21 protein-coding genes are annotated in these 20,591 nt (G+C 44.2%); 3 read left to right on the top strand and 18 right to left on the bottom strand.

Annotated features, from left to right (window positions below):
- Positions 1-25: 25 nt before the first annotated feature.
- The 16 genes from uraH to BLW49_RS08810 all read right to left on the bottom strand — a co-directional run bounded on the left by uraH (position 26) and on the right by BLW49_RS08810 (position 15,463).
- Positions 26-382: a hydroxyisourate hydrolase gene (gene uraH, locus BLW49_RS08885; protein ID WP_090724138.1), complete on the bottom strand. Its 357-nt coding sequence runs from the start codon at positions 380-382 to the stop codon at positions 26-28.
- Positions 382-1,365 (bottom strand): factor-independent urate hydroxylase, encoded by a 984-nt coding sequence (gene pucL, locus BLW49_RS08880; RefSeq protein WP_090724137.1) that lies wholly within the window; start codon positions 1,363-1,365, stop codon positions 382-384. The genes uraH and pucL overlap by 1 nt, the downstream gene beginning before the upstream one ends.
- Positions 1,366-1,370: 5 nt before the next feature.
- Positions 1,371-1,877 carry a 2-oxo-4-hydroxy-4-carboxy-5-ureidoimidazoline decarboxylase gene (gene uraD / locus BLW49_RS08875; RefSeq protein ID WP_256209707.1) on the bottom strand — a complete coding sequence of 169 codons (507 nt, stop codon included), beginning with the start codon at positions 1,875-1,877 and terminating at the stop codon, positions 1,371-1,373.
- A 164-nt stretch (positions 1,878-2,041) separates the two neighbouring features.
- Entirely contained in the window at positions 2,042-3,649 is a 1,608-nt protein-coding gene (locus BLW49_RS08870) for a PucR family transcriptional regulator (protein WP_090724133.1), read from the bottom strand.
- Positions 3,650-3,841: 192 nt separating this feature from the next.
- Positions 3,842-4,312 (bottom strand): DMT family transporter, encoded by a 471-nt coding sequence (locus tag BLW49_RS08865; protein WP_076312703.1) that lies wholly within the window; start codon positions 4,310-4,312, stop codon positions 3,842-3,844.
- Positions 4,313-4,335: 23 nt separating this feature from the next.
- Complete coding sequence (locus BLW49_RS08860) at positions 4,336-4,761, bottom strand: DMT family transporter (protein ID WP_090724131.1); 426 nt, start codon at positions 4,759-4,761, stop codon at positions 4,336-4,338.
- 188 nt (positions 4,762-4,949) lie between these two features.
- Entirely contained in the window at positions 4,950-6,152 is a 1,203-nt protein-coding gene (locus BLW49_RS08855) for a staphylopine family metallophore export MFS transporter CntE (RefSeq protein WP_090724130.1), read from the bottom strand.
- A gap of 87 nt (positions 6,153-6,239) precedes the next feature.
- Positions 6,240-7,001 (bottom strand): ABC transporter ATP-binding protein, encoded by a 762-nt coding sequence (locus BLW49_RS08850; protein WP_090724128.1) that lies wholly within the window; start codon positions 6,999-7,001, stop codon positions 6,240-6,242.
- Positions 6,998-7,792, bottom strand: a complete 795-nt coding sequence (locus tag BLW49_RS08845) for an ABC transporter ATP-binding protein (protein ID WP_090724127.1) — start codon at positions 7,790-7,792, stop codon at positions 6,998-7,000. Before BLW49_RS08845 ends, BLW49_RS08850 begins: the two co-directional genes overlap by 4 nt.
- Position 7,793: 1 nt before the next feature.
- A complete protein-coding gene (gene nikC, locus BLW49_RS08840; protein WP_090724125.1) occupies positions 7,794-8,639 on the bottom strand; it encodes a nickel transporter permease in 846 nt (281 codons plus the stop codon).
- Positions 8,639-9,583: a nickel ABC transporter permease gene (gene nikB, locus BLW49_RS08835; protein ID WP_090724123.1), complete on the bottom strand. Its 945-nt coding sequence runs from the start codon at positions 9,581-9,583 to the stop codon at positions 8,639-8,641. The genes nikC and nikB overlap by 1 nt, the downstream gene beginning before the upstream one ends.
- Positions 9,584-11,071, bottom strand: a complete 1,488-nt coding sequence (gene nikA, locus BLW49_RS08830) for a nickel ABC transporter substrate-binding protein (RefSeq protein WP_371264540.1) — start codon at positions 11,069-11,071, stop codon at positions 9,584-9,586.
- A gap of 397 nt (positions 11,072-11,468) precedes the next feature.
- The gene (fumC, locus tag BLW49_RS08825; protein WP_047910561.1) at positions 11,469-12,857 is read right to left on the bottom strand and encodes a class II fumarate hydratase; all 1,389 of its coding nucleotides are present in this window, start codon (positions 12,855-12,857) and stop codon (positions 11,469-11,471) included.
- A 63-nt stretch (positions 12,858-12,920) separates the two neighbouring features.
- The gene (locus BLW49_RS08820) at positions 12,921-13,934 is read right to left on the bottom strand and encodes an aldose 1-epimerase (RefSeq protein WP_090724122.1); all 1,014 of its coding nucleotides are present in this window, start codon (positions 13,932-13,934) and stop codon (positions 12,921-12,923) included.
- Between the two features lie 258 nt (positions 13,935-14,192).
- Positions 14,193-14,999 carry an MBL fold metallo-hydrolase gene (locus BLW49_RS08815; RefSeq protein ID WP_076312711.1) on the bottom strand — a complete coding sequence of 269 codons (807 nt, stop codon included), beginning with the start codon at positions 14,997-14,999 and terminating at the stop codon, positions 14,193-14,195.
- A 197-nt stretch (positions 15,000-15,196) separates the two neighbouring features.
- Positions 15,197-15,463 carry a hypothetical protein gene (locus BLW49_RS08810; RefSeq protein ID WP_256209669.1) on the bottom strand — a complete coding sequence of 89 codons (267 nt, stop codon included), beginning with the start codon at positions 15,461-15,463 and terminating at the stop codon, positions 15,197-15,199.
- Between the two features lie 217 nt (positions 15,464-15,680).
- Here BLW49_RS08810 and BLW49_RS08805 point away from each other — a divergent pair, with 217 nt between their 5' ends.
- On the top strand, positions 15,681-16,913 hold the full coding sequence (locus BLW49_RS08805) for an aminopeptidase (protein WP_076312712.1): 1,233 nt from the start codon (positions 15,681-15,683) through the stop codon (positions 16,911-16,913).
- A 115-nt stretch (positions 16,914-17,028) separates the two neighbouring features.
- Here BLW49_RS08805 and BLW49_RS08800 read toward each other — a convergent pair whose 3' ends face one another.
- Positions 17,029-18,165 carry a zinc-dependent alcohol dehydrogenase gene (locus tag BLW49_RS08800; protein WP_076312713.1) on the bottom strand — a complete coding sequence of 379 codons (1,137 nt, stop codon included), beginning with the start codon at positions 18,163-18,165 and terminating at the stop codon, positions 17,029-17,031.
- Between the two features lie 197 nt (positions 18,166-18,362).
- Here BLW49_RS08800 and BLW49_RS08795 point away from each other — a divergent pair, with 197 nt between their 5' ends.
- Together BLW49_RS08795 and BLW49_RS08790 are read left to right on the top strand one after the other, a co-directional pair.
- Positions 18,363-18,953 (top strand): RNA polymerase sigma factor, encoded by a 591-nt coding sequence (locus BLW49_RS08795; RefSeq protein ID WP_076312714.1) that lies wholly within the window; start codon positions 18,363-18,365, stop codon positions 18,951-18,953.
- On the top strand, positions 18,931-19,863 hold the full coding sequence (locus BLW49_RS08790; RefSeq protein ID WP_090724120.1) for a hypothetical protein: 933 nt from the start codon (positions 18,931-18,933) through the stop codon (positions 19,861-19,863). Before BLW49_RS08795 ends, BLW49_RS08790 begins: the two co-directional genes overlap by 23 nt.
- A 134-nt stretch (positions 19,864-19,997) precedes the next feature.
- Here BLW49_RS08790 and BLW49_RS08785 read toward each other — a convergent pair whose 3' ends face one another.
- Positions 19,998-20,486, bottom strand: a complete 489-nt coding sequence (locus BLW49_RS08785) for a DUF6147 family protein (protein WP_076312716.1) — start codon at positions 20,484-20,486, stop codon at positions 19,998-20,000.
- Positions 20,487-20,591 lie beyond the last annotated feature (105 nt).

Here is a 20,591-nt window from a genome sequence, read left to right as displayed (position 1 = left end):
TAGCTGAGGCATCTGCCGTCTTATACTAACTTCCTCTATAGGTGCTGTAGCCTCCAGGTGAAACCAGTAATGGAACATGATAATGCTCCTCAGCGCTGGCAACATAGAACCGCAGCGGAATCACATCCCAGATCGAGCGAATTCCCGTTTCATTCAAAAAAGATTCAAAATACTCCCCTGCATAAAACCGGAGTTCATAAGTGCCAATAGTCAGCTCCCCCTCTAGAAAGGGAGCATCGATTCTTCCATCGTCATTCGTTTGAGCGGACGCTAAATACTTCGCCTCACCTGTACTCTCAATGAAATACAGCTCAACCTTCATACTTCTTCCCGGTATACCTCTGCTTGTGTCCAACACGTGGGTCGTCAGTCTGCCTGCCATTATACACTCCCTGCTTCTTGAGGCTTGTTCTCATAAGCAGCAAGATCCTCCTGCGTCATAGAGAACCCTTGGAAGCCATAAGGTGGACGAGGTTCAGTAAATACAGAGCCCGGACCTTCATCTACAGTTTCTACAATCGTTTCCCACGTACGGTTATTGGACTCAAACGATACTTCCTCCAATTGACTGAAGTTTTTCAAAATACGAAGGCCGATCAGATAGATGAGATATTGAATGGATGGGGAGTTATTCTCATGAAACACGGTTGCTGCAATATCGCGGATCTGTTCTGCATCAACGTAGCTGTTACGGGTATCATCAAGTCCGTCCGCCGGATTCTTGTATTTCCAATGAATATCGAGGAAGATAAACAGCGGTCTGTCAGAAGTTTCAGGTAGTGTTGTATATTCATCCCGGACAAAACCTGCAAACCCGCTGCCTTTCACTTTAATCAGGCGTAGATTTTTGACACTGCTCTGTGCATAAGTTATTTCGATATCCTCTCCGCTGCGCTCTACCTCTACAATCGCTCCTGCACTTTCGTTGTGCGAGTATTTGAAGACAAGATCGCTCGGGATATTGCCGTCAGGAGAGCCAATCTGTACATTTTCGAATGGCACTTGTGTAGCGTTCATACGAACTCCGGTCATCTGCGGGTAGGTTTCAATGAAACGACGGCTTGCATACTCCAAAAATCCTTCCATCGTGGCTCCCGTATAGTGAGCGGCATGTCTCAATATGAAATTTTTCATTGAATCCGTTGCAACAACAAGGGAATTGTCGCCTTCTGTAAAGGAGGTTAGAAACTCCTCGCCTTTTACCGCAATTTTGATATTCATACCGAACAGCACATTCTCTCGGCTGCGGAAAGGGGATTCCGGAATGACTGTAATCCCTGTGAGTGGTTTAGCATAGGAACGGAACACCCACACATCTCCCTTACCGTAATACATCGTTCTGGATCCTAGCTGATCTCTTGTCATATTGATTACCTCTCCTCTTCCATATGTTCTAACATCCATGCTTCAAGCCGATACCAGCTGATAAGATATACTTCTCGCAGGGCTGTCTCAAACTCCGTCTCATAGCTGTTATGGACACGATTCTTAATCGCGGCGATAATCTCGTCAGCGGATTTCCCCTTCACCGCAATAATGAATGGGAACTCGAAGGTCTGCGTATACTTCTGGTTCAATTCGGACAGCACACTGTGCTGTACCTCTGATAAGGCTTGTAGCCCAGCGCCGGCTTGTTCCTGAACAGAATGATCGCTCATTGCGATTCTGGCTCCCAAATCCGGATGATTTCGCAGAAGGATCAACTTTCGTTCCGTATCCGCCGATTCAACGACATTCTTCATTTGTTGGTGTAACTGATTCATGGATGTGAATGGCTTCTTGCTGTACGCCTCTTCTGCAACCCAGGACGAATGTTCGAATAAAGTGCCGAAGGCTTCTAGGAATTGTTCCTTGGTATAAGAGTTAACATCATCAATTGATAATTTCAGAAAGAATCACCTCTGGATCGAATGTATATGAGCATTGTAGTGTGGGGAGAGAATGTATGACAATATAAATCACGTCGATTTGTTATATAAAATAACGCAAGCCATTTCCTTTGTGTCTCATGCACGTATTAATTGTTACATTTTCACAACAACTACTTATGCACGCCTTGATCCTGAAGAAATTTGCGGAAAGTGAAAACAAGCTTGAGCTTAAGCAGATCATTCGATTTTTTGAAATCCATTTGCAGCAGACTGCTTATCTTATCCATTCGGTAAGTCACTGTGTTACGGTGCACAAAGAGCTGTTTGGCAGCCTCATTAATCAGTCCATCATTTTCGATAAACGCTTCAAGCGTGTTCATCAGCACCTGTGTCGGATCTCCATCCTTCACTAAGAGAGGTTCAAGCACTTTGTTGCAATAATTTTCCATGATGGATTCAGGAACATGCTGAAACACATAGGCGAATTCCAGCATCTCAAATTGCAGCGCTGTATCCTTCATTCCGAACCGGCTAGCGATGGCCCGTGTATCCAGGCACTCCTGGAATGCTTCACGCAGTGATTTGGGTTCATGCTTCATCTTACTGATCCAGAATCTTGGTCCAGTGCCCCCTGCCTTCCTTCCTCCGATCAAATCCTCAAATCGCGAAGTCAGGAATCGCGAGAGCTCTTCACCGTAATCCTTGTCAGCCGGACATGCGTAGATGGACAGAATCCCTTCATCCATCTGAATATGGTGCGATGCAGTCAGCTGCATCATCGGATTATACTGAAGCTCCCGATGCACCTGCTTGATCAGCTTCCCTTCTGCATAACCCTCCGACTCGATTGTCGTCAGCACACATTGATACGTCCCGGAATCCTGAAACAATTGAACTCCTAGTCCCTCCGACCTGCGCATCAGCTCCTCACAGCCCACCTTGCGATCCAGATACTGCCTCACGATCACTCTAATTTCATCTTGAACCGTAGGGTTAATGTGCTCCCGATAGGTCATATCCATATAAAATGCGAGCACCTCGGACGCCTGCTGAAACAACTCCTCCTCAGCCTTAAGTCCGTATGCACCATCTGTATAAATCAACAAAAATCCATAATCCTCATCCTTCTGCATCACGGGTACACGATAACAGCTTCCGTGATCCCATTTGACACGATGCATGACATTTTTGAAGGGCCAGCCCTGCTGGATATTCGTATCCCTCATTCCCTCACTGACATACAGCAGATGCCCCCGGGAGCCGATCACCGCAATGGGATAGTTCAGAACAGCAGCCAATTTAGAGAAAACATCGTTCTTCTGATCCTGTTCAAGCGCAAACTGCATGAGTCGCTTTTGCTTGTTTACAACCGTCTCCAGCGTTCGTGTATTTCGTTCATATTCAGCCTTAAACAAGGCATTCATCTGATCTGAAAAAGTAAATTGAAAAGGCAGTTCAAGCAGCGGCAGCTGAAGCGCGTCCGCTTCCTCAATGATCTGTGCAGGAATGTTCTGCCAGAATCTGCCCAGCTTCACACCGAGTCCGGCACAGCCTCGTTCATTCAACCTGCGCAGCAGTTTAACTGCATCATCCTCGCTATCCTTCATGACAAAAGCGGTAGTGAACAACAACTCGCCTGATTTGATCCAATCTGCAATATCAGGTGCATCCATGACATTCACTGACTTGAGTGTACGCATGGTCCCTTCAGCACCTGCAACAAGCTTCGCTTCCGAAAGCGGATATATGGATAAGGCTTCTTTTACCGTTAACTGCATTGGAACCCACCTCTTTCATATCTAACATCCTATGTAATGTTAAACTGAGTATTGTTAACTATTATAACATCAAAATGCTGTTTGGGAATATACAACAAAAAATATTTTTCTCCAAAAAAAAGAACGACCCTCATCCACATCTAGAGTCGTTCCTGTTCTATATTTATTTTATTTCCAACGATTACAGAACTGTTATTCTACTGCTCTGCCCCTCTTCTTATCCCCCAGACGTTCACCGTATTTAAACACCAGGATTCCTCCTACAATGATGAGAACACCGATCATTTTATTTACTGATAAATCGATTTTGTCCAGTCCAAACAGTCCCAAGGAATCAAACAGCACGGCAAAGCCAAGCTGGGAGGTGAGTGTGATCGAGGTTGAGAAGGTCGGGCCGAGCAGCTTGATGCCCTGCATCAGGCTAAACACAACGGCTACTCCAATCATACCACTGAACCAGTACCATGGCTTCATATGCTGAAGCTGGAACGTATCCGCTCCCTCAAAGATAAGGCTGGCAGTCAAGGCAGCTACCGCTCCAAGACCCAGTACTATGGTTGTAGTCAACCAAGAGCCGGTGTGCTCATTCATTTTGCTATTAAAGATGACCTGAAGACTTACGAATGCACCGGCAACCAACGCCAATATAATTCCAAGTGCCATAATAATATATATTCCTTTCTGTTTTACAGTTTTAATATGATAACACCCGATATCATCATTGCGATGCCAATTAAGCCGGGAAGCGTTATTTTTCGTTTTATAACACCAAACCACCCGTTTGTATCAATAAGATACGTAAGACTGAGCTGTGCAATCAGCAGTGCTGATATGGTCAAGGTAACCCCAACCTGCTGAATAGCCGAAACTTCGCTGAAAATGATAATGGCCCCCATGGCGCCACCTGTTATATAGAGCGGCTTCACATTCTTCAGCTCTTTCCAGCTTCGATCGCGAACCAGCATGAGAATAAACAAAGCCAAGATAAATCCGGTTAGCTGTGTAATGGTCGCAGCCTGCCATGTCCCTACATCGGCGCTGATCTTTGCATTGGCAATTCCTTGCAATGTAATACAAGCCCCTCCCAATGCTGCATATAATATACCTTTCACTTGCTGTGTTCCCCTTTCTGCGTTACGTGTAGCTTACTTTGTGGAATAAGACTGTTTCTATTAAATAACACGAAAAAGCATTCGAAAAGGACATATGTCCTCAAAATAAAAAAACACGGATAACCGTATCGTCTCTAGGATACCGTTATCCGTGTTTTTTGAATCCTATATATATCGAGCTTCTTTCTCTAAACGCTTAGGGATGAGTGCTTCGGAGTATTCTCCATTTGCTTCTTGCTCCACCATACTGCAAGCACTGCTGTAAGTGCGAGTATGGTACAAACCACAAACATCGCTTGATATGACATGACCTGTATAACGATCCCCATGAGTAGTCCGCCCAAAGAATATCCGAGATCATAGGAGGACATAAACAATCCCATCAATACGTATCTTGATTCGGCAGGCAGCACAAAGGACAGATACGTTGTCAGGGTTGGATAGAGCAGTGCAACGGCAATTCCGTTAAAGACGGCCGAGATGTACACAAAGCCCCCGATCGAATCCATCAATACGAGCAGGAAGGATCCTGCTGCGGCACATAGAAGCATCGAAGAGATCAGAGCCGTGTTCCAGCTTCCATCGGACGGAATTTTTTTGCGCAGCACAAATCTGCAGCCAACCACGACAATCCCTTGTATCATTAAATACAGACCTGCACCGCCTGATCCACTTGACACCATGTACAGCGGAAGAAAGGTGGCCGTCGCTCCAAAAATACAAGAGCCTAGAAGCATAACGATCGAGCTGATCAGAAGCGGCCTGCTCTTACCCATCATTGCAAACGATTTGAACATTTCCGTTAAGGTATATGATTTCTTGTGCTCTGTCTCCTTTGGAAGTGGTACGTTGAAGCCTACCAAGAGGGTGAGCGCTCCGATCGAGATCACAACCAGCGTATAGACCCAGCCCATACCGCTCTCCCATACCTCCATTGCCACAATAGGTACAAATAGAGAGGGAACCATCGTGAAGAGCGTGTACATGGACATGCCCTGAGCGCGGTCTTGATCTGCCAATCTTTCAACAATGCCGGTCTGCATCGTCATGGAAAAGAACGCCGTTCCTGCTCCTTGCAGCGCACGCAGCCAAATATAACCTTCCACTCCGCTGAGGGTATATAAAAAGAGACATAGAACGTGAACAAGCAGTAAGCCTCTCATCACGGTCAGGGGTCCATATTTTCCCATCAGCTGTCCAGCATAGGGACGCAGAAACATACATGTCAGCATATATGCCCCCATCATAAGACCGATTTCCGCTTGTCCGATGCCTTCGGCTTCACTTTGCAGCGGCAAAATAATAGTGAATAAGGAGTTAGCGGCAAAAAACAGTAGTGCTAACAAATATAAACGAATAAAGGATATAGAAAGAGGCTTAAGCTGACTCAATGCTGGTCTTCCTCCTTAATATATAAAAGGCCTACTATAACAGCGGCCTCATATGAGCTTCTTAATAATGAGGATATATCATCCTCTTTAAAAAATTGAAATAAGTTCTTTAGTATAATCATGTCTTTCGTCTGAAAACAAATGATCAAGGCTGAATTGATCTACTATTTTTCCATCTCTCATCACCATAATACGCTGACTCATTTGTGCTACAGCCGCTAAATCGTGAGAGATGAACAGATATGAGAGATTCAAGGTCTGACGAAGCTCTGTCAATAAAGAAAGAACCGCACCTTGAGATATTACATCAAGACTTGCGGTAGGTTCATCTAATACAATCAACTCCGGTTCGATGCTTATGGCACGTGCAATGGTTACGCGCTGACGTTGTCCGCCGCTCAATTCGTGCGGATACTGATGGGCAAGCTTCTCGGGTAATTCGACCGCCTCCAGAAGCTGCTTAACATAGGCTTCCTTTGAAGTGTAGGAAAAATGCTGGAGTTGGAGCTTTTTATGGTATTGCTTATAGGGATCGATTAGTGAATCTTTTATTTTTAATTTTGGATTTAAGGCTGCCGACGGGTTTTGAAAAACGATCTGCATCTTCTGACGAAAGGGCTGCAGCTTGCGTTCATTCAGATTCTCAATAGCTTGATCCTTAAAATATATAGAACCTCCACTGATCGGTTCAATTCGAAGCAAACATCGGGCAAGTGTACTTTTACCGCATCCACTCTCCCCAACCAGGCCTAAACATTCCCCTTGATTCAGCTCCAAGGAAAGGTTGTCTACTGCTGTTTTTTGTCCCTTATATGATTTAGTTAAATGTTTAACAGTAAGCAGCTTCATATAGTGACCCCCTTCCGTATGTTTAAAACGCTGCGCTGAAGTGTTGGAGCTGCCTTAATGAGTTCCTTGGTATATTCATGCTGTGGATTAGAAAGAATTTGGTCCTTTTGACCTGCTTCAACGATTTGCCCTTCCTTCATCACAGCTAGATGATTCGCATAACGTCTTACATGACGCCAATCATGTGTGATAAATAAGATGGCAAAGCCACTTTCCTTTTGACGTCTTGCCAGTAATTCAAGTATCTTGTGGCCTGAGATGCTGTCAAGTGCGGTAGTTATCTCGTCTGCAATAATTAGATCAGGTGACAGTAGAAGTGCCGTCGCAATGGATACACGTTGAAGCTGTCCTCCACTTAATTGAAATGGGTATCTTTTTAATAGCGATTCCTCTAAACCAACGGAATGTAATGCCTCCACAGCTTGGTTTAGCCTAGTTGAAGCATCTGAGATATCATGAACCTTCTGGTACTCATCAAAGTGCTGACCGATGGTTCTAAACGGAGTAAAGGAGCCTTGATAATCTTGAAAAATATAAGATATTTTCTTACCCCGAAGAGATCTCATCTCTTTTGCTGTCAAAGACATGAGATCCTGTTCATTAAACCGAATATTCCCATGTACCTGCAAATTAGCTGGCAGCATTCGACCGATAGCTTGGGAGAGTAGCGTTTTTCCACTTCCACTTTGCCCCACTAATGCATACCATTCTCCCTCACGGATGGATAGTGATACATGATTGACAATTTTCTTTTCTTTGCTGCTTACTGATACTTGATCAATCGATAGCATATTATCGCACCTCTTTCTTAACATCAAAATAATCGCGCAGATAATCGCCGAGCATATTGGTCAGCAGTACAGCAAATACAATTGATAGTCCGGGAAACAGCATAAGCTCTGGCTTAGACTGGAAATAAGGACGTGAATCATTTAACATAGCACCCCATTCGGGAGTAGGAGGCTGAGCACCGAGTCCAATATAAGAAAAGGCAGAGATAAGTAAAATGATCTTTCCCAAGTCCAGACTGGCAAGAACCAGAACATGTCCCACAATGTGAGGGAACAGATGCTTACGCATAATTTTCCCAGAAGACAGCCCATTCGTTTTTGCAATCAGAATATAATCCTTTTGAGACTCGGAGAGTACTGTACTTCTTACTAGACGCGCATAACTAACCCATTTCACCATCACGATCGCAAGAACAAGGTTGTTAATGCCTGCTCCAAGTAAGCCACTAAGCACAATGGCCACGATGGTATCAGGCAATGCTAGAAATCCATCAGCTACCCGCATAAAAATACGGTCGACTATTCCACGCTTATAGCCTGAAATAAGACCAAATGGGATTCCGATCAAAAGGGATACACTTAATGCAAGAAGACTGAAGCCTATCGTTTGCTGAGCACCCAGTAAAAGGCGTGTAAGAACATCCCTGCCCAGCTGATCCGTACCCAATGGATGCTGTAGACTCATTCCCTGTAGCCGCTGATCTAAGTTTGTTAAGTTAGGATCATGCCGTAAGAACAAGAATGCATACATGGTAAGAAGAAGGATAAGAAGTATGCTCAAGACTGCTGCTCCTCCTTGCCATATACGCTTTTTAGATCTTGGCAATTGTAGAGTCAAGCCTTTCATTAGTATGTCTCCCTTTCTTTAAGCTTCATTTCAGGATTTAGATAACGATAAGATATATCTACAAATGTATTAATGATAAACACAATAACCGCCATAATCAAAATGTACCCTTGAATTAAGGGATAATCACGCTGGCGTATTGCATCCACAACAAGCTTCCCAATTCCCGGATAAGCGAATAATACTTCAATGACAACGACACCGCCAATCAGACTTCCGAGACTGACTCCGAAAAATGTAATCACTGGCGGAAGGCTGTGACGAAATGCATGAACAATAAATATTCTCTTCTCTGACATTCCACGACCTCTTGCTGCACGTATAAACTCCTGACTGAGGGACTCTAGCAAGCTGGAACGAAGCAGACGTACATACACACTTGAGATCGCTAAACCAAGCGTAAGAGACGGTAGGATTAGAGTGATCCAGCCGTCTCTTCCCATAGTCGGAAGCCATTGAAGATTCACACCAAACCATTCAATCAAGATCAGGCCTAACCAAAAACTAGGAACTGCCGCTCCCAGGATCGAGAGAGTTCGGCTTATATGGTCAATCCAGCTATTCCTGTACAGTGCAGATAGAGAACCCAGCGGAACAGCTATTATCAGCATGACGATCAAGGCTCCAGCAGCTAACTCTAATGTCGCAGGAACGCCGGTTAGAATGACATCCATTACAGGTTGACCCGTTATATATGAGTTTCCAAAATCAAGCTGTATAAAATTGAGCAGCCATTGTCCGTATTGAACAAGCAGCGGTTCATTGAATCCCATTTCCTCTCGGACAGTCTCAACCTGCTCCTGACTAACAGACAATTCATCCACATTAAGGATGGTCAGTACCGGATCGCCAGGTGCAAGCCGAATAAATAAAAAACTGATAAATGTAATGAACAATATAAAGAATAGAACCTCTGAAAATTTACGAACTAAGATTTGAAGCATTTAATTCACATCCAACTGATTTGTAATCATGTAGTATTCACTTCGAGTCGTCACCCAATTTTTCACTTTATCCTCGTTGTAGGCAACGATCGTCGAAGGATGCAGTACAAACGAATTAATCACATTTTCGTGGACGTAGTCGGCAGCCTGCTCTGCCAATGCTGCTCGCTCTTCTTGATTAACAGTTCGGTTAAGCTCGTCAATAATCGCTGTCAATTCAGGCTCCTCCGTACCGCTAAAGTTAAGTGCACCTGTTGGATGATAAGTTGCATTTAAGTAGTACCCAGCATCGCCGCGAGGGGCAGTAAGATTGCTGTATGTTGCAAGATCCCAATCACGGTTAGAGGCCATGTAGTCCTCTGGAACATCAATTTGTCGAATCTCAACCTCAATACCTATCTGTTTGGCATCCGATTGGAAAACTTGTGCAATCAGCGGCAAATCTGCTCTTGCACTATAAGTCAGTAAGGTAAACTGAAGCGGTTTACCGTCTTTTTGCATAACGCCATCAACTAGAGAATATCCAGCATTATTCAAATGCCGGGCCGCAATTTCCGCTCCTGATTCACTCGCTTCATAAGTTGGGGCAAATGGCAGCGATGGTAAAAATGGACCGACGGCCGGTTCTGCATGTCCTAACAGAATACTATCAACAAGCTTCTGGCGATTAATCAGGGCATCTACGGCACGTCGCACATGGATATCCTGCAGACTCTCCCGCTCCATATTCATTGTCATCTGATGAACACGAAAGGTCGCAGTAGACTCCACTTTTATTCCGCCTTGAGCCTGAAGTGACTCCAAGCTCTCGGTCTCTGGGCGATACACGACATCAACCTGACCGGATTTCAAAGCTAGTGTTCTGGCATTGGCATCCTCATTAAACGAGAACGTAACCGAATCCAGCTTAGAAGGACCATCCCAATAATCATCAAAACGTTCAAGCTCAAGCTTACTGCCAGGTGCGAAGGATGTTAATACAAACGGGCCGGTTCCTATGGGCTTGTTAATAAAATCTGTCTCTGTAACATCAATAATGGAGACATTAGGATTGACAAGTTCAGAGATAAATTCAGGAAACGGTTCCTTTGTCGTAATTTCTAACGTATATCCATTAGCTTCAATACGGTCTATTTTAAGTGCATTTTGTATAGCGACACTTTCATTCAGTGCACGTTCAAGGGAAGCCTTCACTGCTGCCGCATCCATTGTATTTCCATTATGAAACTTTATGTTCTCCTTTAGCTTAATTGTCCAATGCTGTCCGTCCTCGCCCTCCCAGCTTTCAGCCAGCCAGGGAGCAACCGTCAGATTATCTTCATCTAGACGTACTAAAGTTTCTGTGATCCCCGCTCTTAAAGGAACGTAGCTCGAATCCACATGTGGGTCTAACGAGTTCGTTGAAAAATTATATAGAAAATGGAGATGTTTCTCTCCATTGCTGCTTTCTGAGGGAGAAGAACAAGCAGTAATTAAGAAAATACTCATTAACAACATACTTACCTTAAGAAGGTAAGTTCTTAAATTAGTTTTGTGTTTTTTTAAAATCGGATGATACAATTTGGATTCCATAGTGAGTAGTTCTCCTTTGAGCACCAGTATTTTAATTGAGAGCAACAGCACGCTTATTGTCTATCATTCTATTAATCAGACCATGCGTTATGTATTTTTAAAAGAAACTGACAAGAAATAATAACTCACCAGTGTCTGTAATGCTTTATAAGCTATCATTCCGTAAGTTTTACGAATAACAAAAATTAATTTATCGTAATCCTTACGATTTGTCAATTACTATTTTCTTAATTTGCTATTAACTTATCTACCTCTTCTTTCCCACACAAAAAAAGCCAGAGAACTATGCTCTGGCTTAGAATCGATCATATGATTATGCTTTTGGTGCAATCATTTTGGCTGGAACCACATACTCCTCGAATTGCTCTTCTGTGAGCAGTCCTGTTTCCAGAGCTGCTTCCTTTAAGGAAAGGCCTTTCTTATGCGCCAGCTTGGCAATGCTTGCCGCGTTCTCATATCCAATATGTGGATTAAGCGCGGTCACCAGCATCAGTGAGTTATTCAGATTGTGTTCAATCTGCGAACGGTTCGGTTCAATCCCGATTGCACACTTGTCGTTGAATGCAATAATGGAGTCCGCCAGCAATTGGACAGACTGCAAGAAGTTATAGATAATGACCGGCTTAAATACGTTCAGTTCAAAATTTCCTTGGCTTGCAGCAAAACCGATTGCCGCATCATTCCCCATGACTTGAGTTACAACCATAGTCAGCGCTTCGCTCTGTGTCGGGTTTACTTTACCTGGCATGATGGAGCTGCCCGGCTCATTCTCAGGGATGGTGATCTCACCAAGTCCACTGCGCGGACCACTCGCAAGCCAGCGTACATCATTAGCAATCTTCATTAGATCCGCCGCTAGTGCCTTGACTGCCCCATGAGTGTAAACGACTTCGTCATGACTTGTCAGCGCATGGAATTTGTTCGGAGCCGATACAAAATCTTTACCCGTTATACTGCTAATTTCGGCAGCAGTCATTTCACCGAATTTAGGATGCGCATTGATTCCCGTTCCAACAGCCGTTCCGCCGATGGCGAGCTCTTTCATGGATTCTACACTCGTCTTGATCATTCGCTCACTCTTGGCCAGCATCGCTTCCCAGCCGCTTATTTCTTGTCCTAATGTAATTGGAGTTGCATCCTGCAAGTGAGTACGGCCAATCTTGATAATATCCTGGAACTCCTCTGATTTCTTGCGGAATGTTTCTTTCAGCACGGAGATCGCAGGAAGGAGCTGATCCTCAACTGCCAGTACACCCGCGACATGCAGCGCTGTTGGGAACGTATCGTTAGAGCTCTGAGACATATTTACATGATCATTCGGATGAAGTCGCTCTTCCTTGCCTTGCTCAGCAAGCCATTTATTCCCGAGATTGGCAATAACCTCATTCGTGTTCATGTTGGATTGTGTACCGCTTCCGGTCTGCCATACAACCAGTGGGAAATGATCATCAATACGTCCTGCAAGAATTTCGTCAGCTGCATAGCGGATGGCAGCTGCTTTGTCCTCGGACAATTTACCGAGCTTCAAGTTGCTCTCGGCTGCGCTTTTTTTCAGTATCGCAAAAGCTCGAATCACTTCAATTGGCATTTTCTCTTGCCCGATCGGGAAGTTCTCCTTGCTGCGCTGCGTTTGTGCACCCCATAAGCGGTCAGCAGGCACCTTCATTTCACCCAATGTGTCTTTCTCGATGCGATATTCCACTTGCAACTCCTCCTTAGGTATATGAGATAGGATGTTTTATCATCTTGGCATATAGATTCGGCGTTACTTTGGATTCACGATATACAGACGGCTTGTCTCCTCAAAGATGTCTCCAGGTTCAAGGGCAACAAGACCAATCTCCTCGGAGGATCGTCCTGATACATTCGGCGCATTGACCAAATTCATCTGAGGTTCCGGACAGAAGAACTGCTCACATGCATTGTTGTTCCAGATCATCCAGTGCTTATAAGATGTGCCTACATCATACACAAGCTTGGTTCCGGATTTCGTATTCGTCAGCTCCATGTAATTGCGACCGTTCTGCGGCTCTGCAGTGTAATGGTTGTCCATCGAAGCAAAATAAGGGCTCACTCCTTCCGTCTTCAGCAGCACTTCATCATCTGTCAGAGGCTGTGTATTGCCCGTTGGAAGATTGCGTTCATTCAGCTCTACCCGTTGTCCAATCGTCGCTTTGGCTACATAATCCGCAGCCGTGCTATTCGGTTCAAACGGTGCATTAATGGCGGTATGGAAGGCAAGAAGATTCGGCATGGATGTCTGACCTTCATTTTGTATCGTGATCTGCTGCTGCAGACCTGCTGCACTCAATGTATAGCGTAAACGAATCGTATATTCAAACGGGAGGTATTGATAATACTCATGACCTTCTCGAACCACTTGTTCAACTGTGACATAGCTCTCCTGATCATTTGCACCATAACTGACCACATTCCAAGGGATGTAGTGTAAAAATCCATGCAGATGGTTGCCCGTTGCTTCTTCATTTACAGGAAGCTGATAAACCTCGCCGTTCCATGGAAATTTACCATCTTCATATCGATTCGGCGGGAACAGTACAGGGATACCATAAATACCTGGGTTCGCCTTCAATTCTTCAACGTTGTCTTCCCCAGGCTCTCTGAGATACTGGTGATTACGCTCTACATCTCGAAAAGAGACAAGATTGCCCCCGATCTCTGGAATGAGCGCAGCTTCATAAGCACCGTGCTTCAGCTTGATCGCGGCAAGACCGCCGTACACACCTTCTGTTGCAGAATAAATTTGTTCTAATGCCATTCTCTCATCATTCCTCCTATTATGTAGCGCTTTCATATCTAGTATTGAACTAGTACCGTGAATCCATTTTTTTATATGAAAATGACTTACCTACTGAACGAATATACCATGTTATTCAAAAAAATTCTATCCAGCACAGGTAAGGAGCGCCTCTAGACACACGAAAAAAAGATTGCAGCTCTACATCAGTCGAGACTGCAATCTTCCTTAGATATATCTTCCAATGATTTAAGTTGATCAGTTACTCAACAATATCTGTTACACATATTTCCCATGCCTAGGGACAGCCTGAATCTCAAAATTACGAGCCAGTCTTTCGAACTGCTCAGTCATTTGGGAGCCTCTCATTACATGCCCATGACCCGTAATCAGCAGTTCCGGCTGTAATTGGTTTAAGCTCTCAACAGAACGTTTAGCCAGCTTCCAGTCTGTTGTGAAGTATGCAGGAGGTCCGTTCAGCTCTTTATCCTGAAATAATACATGCCATAGAGATTCTTGCTGCACGGTAATCACCGCATCCCCTGCTATCAGCGCGTGATCTGCGTCTCGAAACAACGAAACATGCCCCGGTGAATGTCCCGGTGTATGAACCCAGCGCCAATCCGGGGCTCCAGGTATAGAATGATCTGCAGGCAGCTCAGCTACCCGATCGTCCAAATGAATCGCTTCATTCGGATATGCAAAAGACAGCTTGGCAAGAAGCCCTCCGCTCGCTGACGGGTCCGCAGGAGGATAATCGCTTACTCCAGTCAGATAGGGCAGCTCCATTGGATGGGCATACACAGGCGACCCCCAATGCTGTACCAGTTCTATAACATTGCCTACATGGTCAAAATGTCCATGCGTCAAAATGATTGCCGCCGGTGGTCCTTTAAACCTTTCTTCAGCAATATGGATAATATCGCTCGCAAAGCCTGCAAGTCCTGTATCGATCAGTACCCAATGTCTAGTACCAGGCATGCCTACAAACAAGACATTGACAAATAACGTGCGCAAACTCAATATATCGGGTGCAGCCTCTTCCAGTGCCGTCTTGCCCTCAGTAATCAGATTGTCAGACTCCATATGACGGATACCTCCCATAAATATATTGGAATGCGCTCCTTTATGTAACCAGATTATAGAGTACCCCGAGCCTTAGTCCGGTATGCATGGTCAAACAGCAGAGAACTCACCTTATTAAATATAGTCAGCATGTCATAGGAATAGACCAAGTATTAACGGTCCAAGACTTAAACTTACAAACCGTCTCTATCGTTCCTTTACTCCGGAATGGTATCAATTGCCGCATCCAGCAAATCGTCGAACAGATCATCGTCTTCTTCAATTCTGGCATCCAGCTTCAGAAATTCCTCTTCTTCTCCAGGCTCTCCGGCAAAATGAAGACTGTAATCCCAGTCCTTTCCTTTCTTGCTGTAGAATGAAATCTCATATTCCACCGGACTCTCATCCATCGTAAATACCGTACTGCCCAGCCATTCGTTATCCTCATTCTTACCCATAGAGGCTCTGATTACTTTGTAACTCACTTTTCTTCTCTCCTTATTAGACAGCTATTTTTTAATGCAGCTGGTTTAATGAATTTTTTAATGGTTTTATTCATGAATACCACGTATATTGTACAATAATAAAATAGATATGCGAAAGCAACCCGTTTACGTTAAACTAGGGAAGCTTGTTCTTTTCTACCATAGGTAAATTATTATTGCGCTGTGAATTCACAGCGAGTATTGGAGGATTAATGAAATGAATGATTTCGAACAAAAATTAAAAGCATATGCTGAGCTTACTGTAAAAGTTGGCGTCAACATCCAGCCTGGCCAAACCTTGATCGTTCATGCTCCAGTCGAATCCAAGGAATTCGTTCGTTTGATCGTTAAGGAAGCCTATGATTCGGGAGCTGCTCTCGTCAAGGTTCAGTGGAATGATGAGCAGATTACCCGCATGCAGTATGAACTTGCAGCTGATGAAGTATTCTCCAAAGAGCCGAAATGGACTGCAGGAGAAATGACCGAGCTCGTTGAGCAAGGTGCAGCCGTGTTACATATCTTGTCTGAGAATCCGGACCTATTGAAGGGCGTCAAGCAGGAACGAATCGTCGCTTCTCAAAAGGCACGCGGCAAAGCGATGGCGAAGTACCGTGCTTATCAGCAGGCTGATAAATTCAGCTGGTGCCTCATCGCTGTTCCATCACCCGAATGGGCAGCTAAAGTGTTCCCTGATGCACCACAAGAAGAACAAGTATCGTTATTATGGGACGCTATTTTCCATACCGTTCGAATCGGAGAAGCAGATCCGGTAGCTGCTTGGCAGACACATCTCTCCACACTGGAGAGCAAGTCTAAGACATTGAACGAGAAGAAATATAAGAAGCTGCACTACAAGGCACCGGGTACGGATCTTACAATTGAGCTTCCGGAAGGACATCTCTGGGCTCAAGGCGATAGTATCAATGAGAAGGGCTTTACGTTTGTAGCTAATATGCCAACAGAAGAAGTATTTACAGCACCCCTTAAGACAGGTGTGAATGGAACGGTGTCCAGTACGAAGCCGCTCAGCTATGGAGGCAATCTGATTGATAAGTTCTCGCTCACATTCGAGAATGGACGAATCGTAAACGTAACCGCAGAAGAAGGGCTGGAAGCACTGCAAAACCTGGTTGAAATTGATGAAGGCTCTCACTACCTTGGTGAAGTCGCACTTGTGCCCCATCAATCTCCGATCTCGGACACGAACATTCTGTTCTATAACACCTTGTTTGATGAGAATGCGAGTAATCACCTTGCCATCGGAAGCGCGTATGCCTTCTGTCTCGAAGGCGGCAAAGAAATGGATCAGGAGCAAATTGCAGCAGCTGGACTGAATACGAGCCTAACTCATGTCGATTTCATGATTGGATCGGGTGAAATGGACATCTATGGCGTTACAGCGGATGGAACGGAAGAACCGATCTTCCTAAAAGGAAATTGGGCGTTTTAATTTAAAATAACAAACATCAAAGAGCTCAGGTCCTTAGAAGACCTGGGCTCTTTACTTGTGCTCATGAACGAGGTTTGCCGTTTATGTCCTTTTATCCACGTAGGTTTGTGGTAGGCTACGGCTTGAGAATGACCTTCATGCAGTTTTCTTCCTTATTATTGAACACCTCGTAAGCCCTCTCCGCATCTTCCAATCTCATCTGATGTGTTATGATATCGGTCGGGTCGATTTTACCTGACTTAATCTGTGCGTACAGCTCTGGAATCAAGTGAATTACGGGAGCCTGTCCCATTTTCAGCTCTACGTTCCGTTCGAACAAGTGGCCGAGCGGGAACATATTGTAATTGGCCCCGTACACACCGATTAGTTGAATGGTACCAAACTTGCGCACAACCTCAGATGCAGTTCTGAACGCACCAAGCGAACCGCCTTGCAGCATCAGTGCTGTCTCCACCTTCTCTACAGCTGTTCTCTTGGCATCCATACCGACACAATCAATGACAACATCGGCCCCGCCGTGCGTAATTTCTTTCATATATCCTTCAAAGCCTTTGATTTCTTCAAAATTATAGGTCTCGACCTGATTCGTCGACTTTGCATGATCAAGTCGATAATTCAAATGATCGACAGCAATAACCCGTTTGGCACCTGCCTGCCAGGCAAACTTGTGAGTGAGGAGTCCTACAGGACCGCAGCCAAGCACGATCACCGTATCACCAGGCTTCACTCCCGCATTCTTGACACCCCAGTAGGCCGTCGGAAGAATATCCGATAAGAACAACAATTTGTCATCTTCCAATTCAGCATCTTCCGGAATAACAAAGGGCATAAAATTACCGTAGGGCACTCTGAGATATTCCGCTTGGCCTCCCTGATATCCTCCATAGGTATCTGAATACCCTAAATAACCGCCGCTGTCCTTCGTATCATTGGCATGGTCACATTGACTTTCCATTTCGTGTTTACAGAAGAAGCATTCTCCACAGGAGACGTTAAACGGGACGATGACACGGTCCCCTTTTTTGACATGGGTTACTCCTTTGGCAACTTCTTCTACGATTCCCATGGGCTCATGCCCGATCACATAATCTTCATGCATACCAGGAATCAGCCCATTGTAAATATGCAGATCGGATCCGCATATTGCACTTGAAGTGACTCGTATAATGATATCGTTATTATCCTGTAAGGCGGGATCTGCGACCTCTTTCACTTTTACCTTCTTTTTACCTTGATATGTTAATGCTTTCATCTAAATATCACTCCTTTCACGCATATTTTAACCATATGGCTTGATTAATTATCAGATTTATCACATTTATTACGGAATCAGCTAAATGACAATAGCAACTTATATTTCAAAATTATGGAGTAAACCTTCAAATTATAGTAAAATAGTGGAATGATTGCCCAAAAATAGAGAAGCTTCATGATAGAGAGGGGATATTTATGTCAGACCGGATCCAACTGCTGTTGGCTGCGGACTATAATGATCTAGGCGAATCCCTGCAGAGAGAGATCTACTATGAATACTATCAGATGATGTACGGGTTTATCGTATATATGTTGAAGGATCACTCCGCCGCTGAGGACATTATTCAGGAAGCATTCATCAAAATTATTAAAAATAAGCCCGAATTTGAAAATGAAGCCAAACTGAAAGCATGGCTGAAGGTTGTTACCAAAAACACGGCCATTAATTATTTGAGAAAAAATAAAAAATATCGTAACCAACTTGACGCGGACAGTGTTTTCTTAGATGTAGAGACCGCGCAGCAGACATCAGTCTCAATTGAATCCGTAGTGGAAACGAAGATGATGCAGGAATCCATAGAGCGCTATATGGATAAACTCAAGCCCGAGTACAGGTCTCTGATCGAATTACGATGGAAGGAAGGACTCAGCTATCGTGAGATGGCAGAACTTCTGGACACAAGAGAAGATGTCATTAAGCAGCGTCTCTTCCGCGCCAGAGAACGCATCAAAAAATTGTTGCATAGAGAGTGGGGTGCAGCACATGAGCAAAGAAAAGTCAAATGATTGGCTCGATGAGCCATTTGACGAAGTATACGAACGAGAGTTTGAGGAGGCCTTCGACCTCGCTTTCGAGAATGCTGCAGCTGCCTCCACATCAGTGAATAAGGAAGCTATGGCAGCATCCTGGAACAAGGTTAATCACGAAATTAAGAATATAAAAAAACGCAAGAAAAGAATCAAACGCTGGCAGCTTGCAGGTGTTATCGCCGCTTCGATTACGATAGGTGCAACCATATTCAGCTCTCCGTTAGGAACTCAGGCAAATACGTTTGTTCAGAGACTTCAGCAGGTTGGCGATAATTTGGTTCTTGTGTTCCAGGGACCCAGGCAGGATTTCTCGGGAGCGAAGACAGCTCCGCCTCCAGGTTTGCTTGAGGATCCAAGCCAAAATTTCAGCGGGGACCCAGAAGAGCTGTACAGCCAATTCGAGAATCAAGACAGTGTACAGCACAATTTATTTCTCGTGGAGGTACCCAAAGAAAAGGCGTTCAGCAATACCACATTTCATATAAACAATTTCGATCTCCCGCTGACTCCAACGCATATCAAGTATCAACTGCTTCTGGACCAGGAGAATCCGCTTTATCCGGAAAACCCCTACTTATCAGATCAAATTTATATTGAATACTTTGATGGAGATGAAAGATTAGCTAAGGTTTCCATTAAAAAAATGTTCTCGGTGAACCCTGGTGCACCAGAGCAAGCTCCAGCATTTAGTGGAGTTCCTGAGGAAGTTACACTCGACGATGGCACAGTCGCTGTTTTCTACGAGGACTCCGATTATGATCAGCTGACTTACCGAAGCAATCTGGTAATGGTCATGCTGACGGGGTCCAAGTCTATTTCAAAGGAAGAGCTCCTTCAATTTGCTAATATCATTCAAGAGACGAATAAATTTCCAATGAAAGAATAGCTGAGAGAAAAAGAGGTGTCTTACATTTACGTAGGACACCTTTTTCATGTTCTGTTGGTCTATTTATCTTTTCGATTAATGGTTGTTATCTGAATTATTCGTATTAAATGTTGAATTTTCACATTCTCTAGATGCTAGTTATACAAATAGCCAGGTGTATAATATGAAGCCTTTTCCACGGTACCATTGCTTCTAACCATATGCGTAGAGAGCGTTCTGTAATAATAACCCTTAGTTAAATTGTATACCGTCTGGCTAGTTTCCACATTATTGGAATGAGTTGTTGAATTTGAAATTAATCTTTCGTTCCTCCAGGCCGAACCATCCCATCTTTGCAGTGCCACATCCACACTGACAAAATCAGCAGCAAGCTTCGCTTCTGTATGTCCTGCTATGTAAATACTGCTGGCACTCATCGTTAACTCCGATTTAAAACCACCAAGATATTGATAAGTCGCAAACGGTGTAATAAAACCCGATTCCTCAGGCGGCTTTGACGTTAATGCTCCGGGTTCACGTTGTTCTTCGGCTCCCGCTAAGCTGGCAGCAAACAAAGATAAGATGAGCATTAGAGGAAATACAACATTCATTTTTTGAGTTTTCTTAGACTTGAACATTAACATCACCATTCCTCACTATGTTATTTGGTTAAATCTATCAAATAGTACGGACGAAGTTTTGTACTCGTTCCACAGGTTAATAGATTGTAATTTGGTGATGACAAAAAA

The organism is Paenibacillus sp. PDC88 (genome assembly GCF_900106725.1).
GTDB lineage: Bacteria > Bacillota > Bacilli > Paenibacillales > Paenibacillaceae > Paenibacillus > Paenibacillus shunpengii.
Note: the sequence above shows the minus strand (reverse complement) of the source record. Positions and strands in the feature narration are given on the sequence as shown.

Bases quoted from the DNA above. Each gene is read 5' to 3' on its own strand.
- BLW49_RS08785 (WP_076312716.1), bottom strand. From the start codon at position 20,486: ATGTTAATGTTCAAGTCTAAGAAAACTCAAAAAATGAATGTTGTATTT.
- BLW49_RS08820 (WP_090724122.1), bottom strand. From the start codon at position 13,934: ATGGCATTAGAACAAATTTATTCTGCAACAGAAGGTGTGTACGGCGGT.
- BLW49_RS08870 (WP_090724133.1), bottom strand. From the start codon at position 3,649: ATGCAGTTAACGGTAAAAGAAGCCTTATCCATATATCCGCTTTCGGAA.
- BLW49_RS08795 (WP_076312714.1), top strand. From the start codon at position 18,363: ATGTCAGACCGGATCCAACTGCTGTTGGCTGCGGACTATAATGATCTA.
- BLW49_RS08815 (WP_076312711.1), bottom strand. From the start codon at position 14,999: ATGGAGTCTGACAATCTGATTACTGAGGGCAAGACGGCACTGGAAGAG.
- pucL (WP_090724137.1), bottom strand. From the start codon at position 1,365: ATGACAAGAGATCAGCTAGGATCCAGAACGATGTATTACGGTAAGGGA.
- BLW49_RS08805 (WP_076312712.1), top strand. From the start codon at position 15,681: ATGAATGATTTCGAACAAAAATTAAAAGCATATGCTGAGCTTACTGTA.
- uraH (WP_090724138.1), bottom strand. From the start codon at position 382: ATGGCAGGCAGACTGACGACCCACGTGTTGGACACAAGCAGAGGTATA.
- BLW49_RS08850 (WP_090724128.1), bottom strand. From the start codon at position 7,001: ATGAAGCTGCTTACTGTTAAACATTTAACTAAATCATATAAGGGACAA.
- nikB (WP_090724123.1), bottom strand. From the start codon at position 9,583: ATGCTTCAAATCTTAGTTCGTAAATTTTCAGAGGTTCTATTCTTTATA.
- BLW49_RS08845 (WP_090724127.1), bottom strand. From the start codon at position 7,792: ATGCTATCGATTGATCAAGTATCAGTAAGCAGCAAAGAAAAGAAAATT.
- BLW49_RS08800 (WP_076312713.1), bottom strand. From the start codon at position 18,165: ATGAAAGCATTAACATATCAAGGTAAAAAGAAGGTAAAAGTGAAAGAG.
- nikC (WP_090724125.1), bottom strand. From the start codon at position 8,639: ATGAAAGGCTTGACTCTACAATTGCCAAGATCTAAAAAGCGTATATGG.
- BLW49_RS08790 (WP_090724120.1), top strand. From the start codon at position 18,931: ATGAGCAAAGAAAAGTCAAATGATTGGCTCGATGAGCCATTTGACGAA.
- BLW49_RS08865 (WP_076312703.1), bottom strand. From the start codon at position 4,312: ATGGCACTTGGAATTATATTGGCGTTGGTTGCCGGTGCATTCGTAAGT.
- nikA (WP_371264540.1), bottom strand. From the start codon at position 11,071: ATGAGTATTTTCTTAATTACTGCTTGTTCTTCTCCCTCAGAAAGCAGC.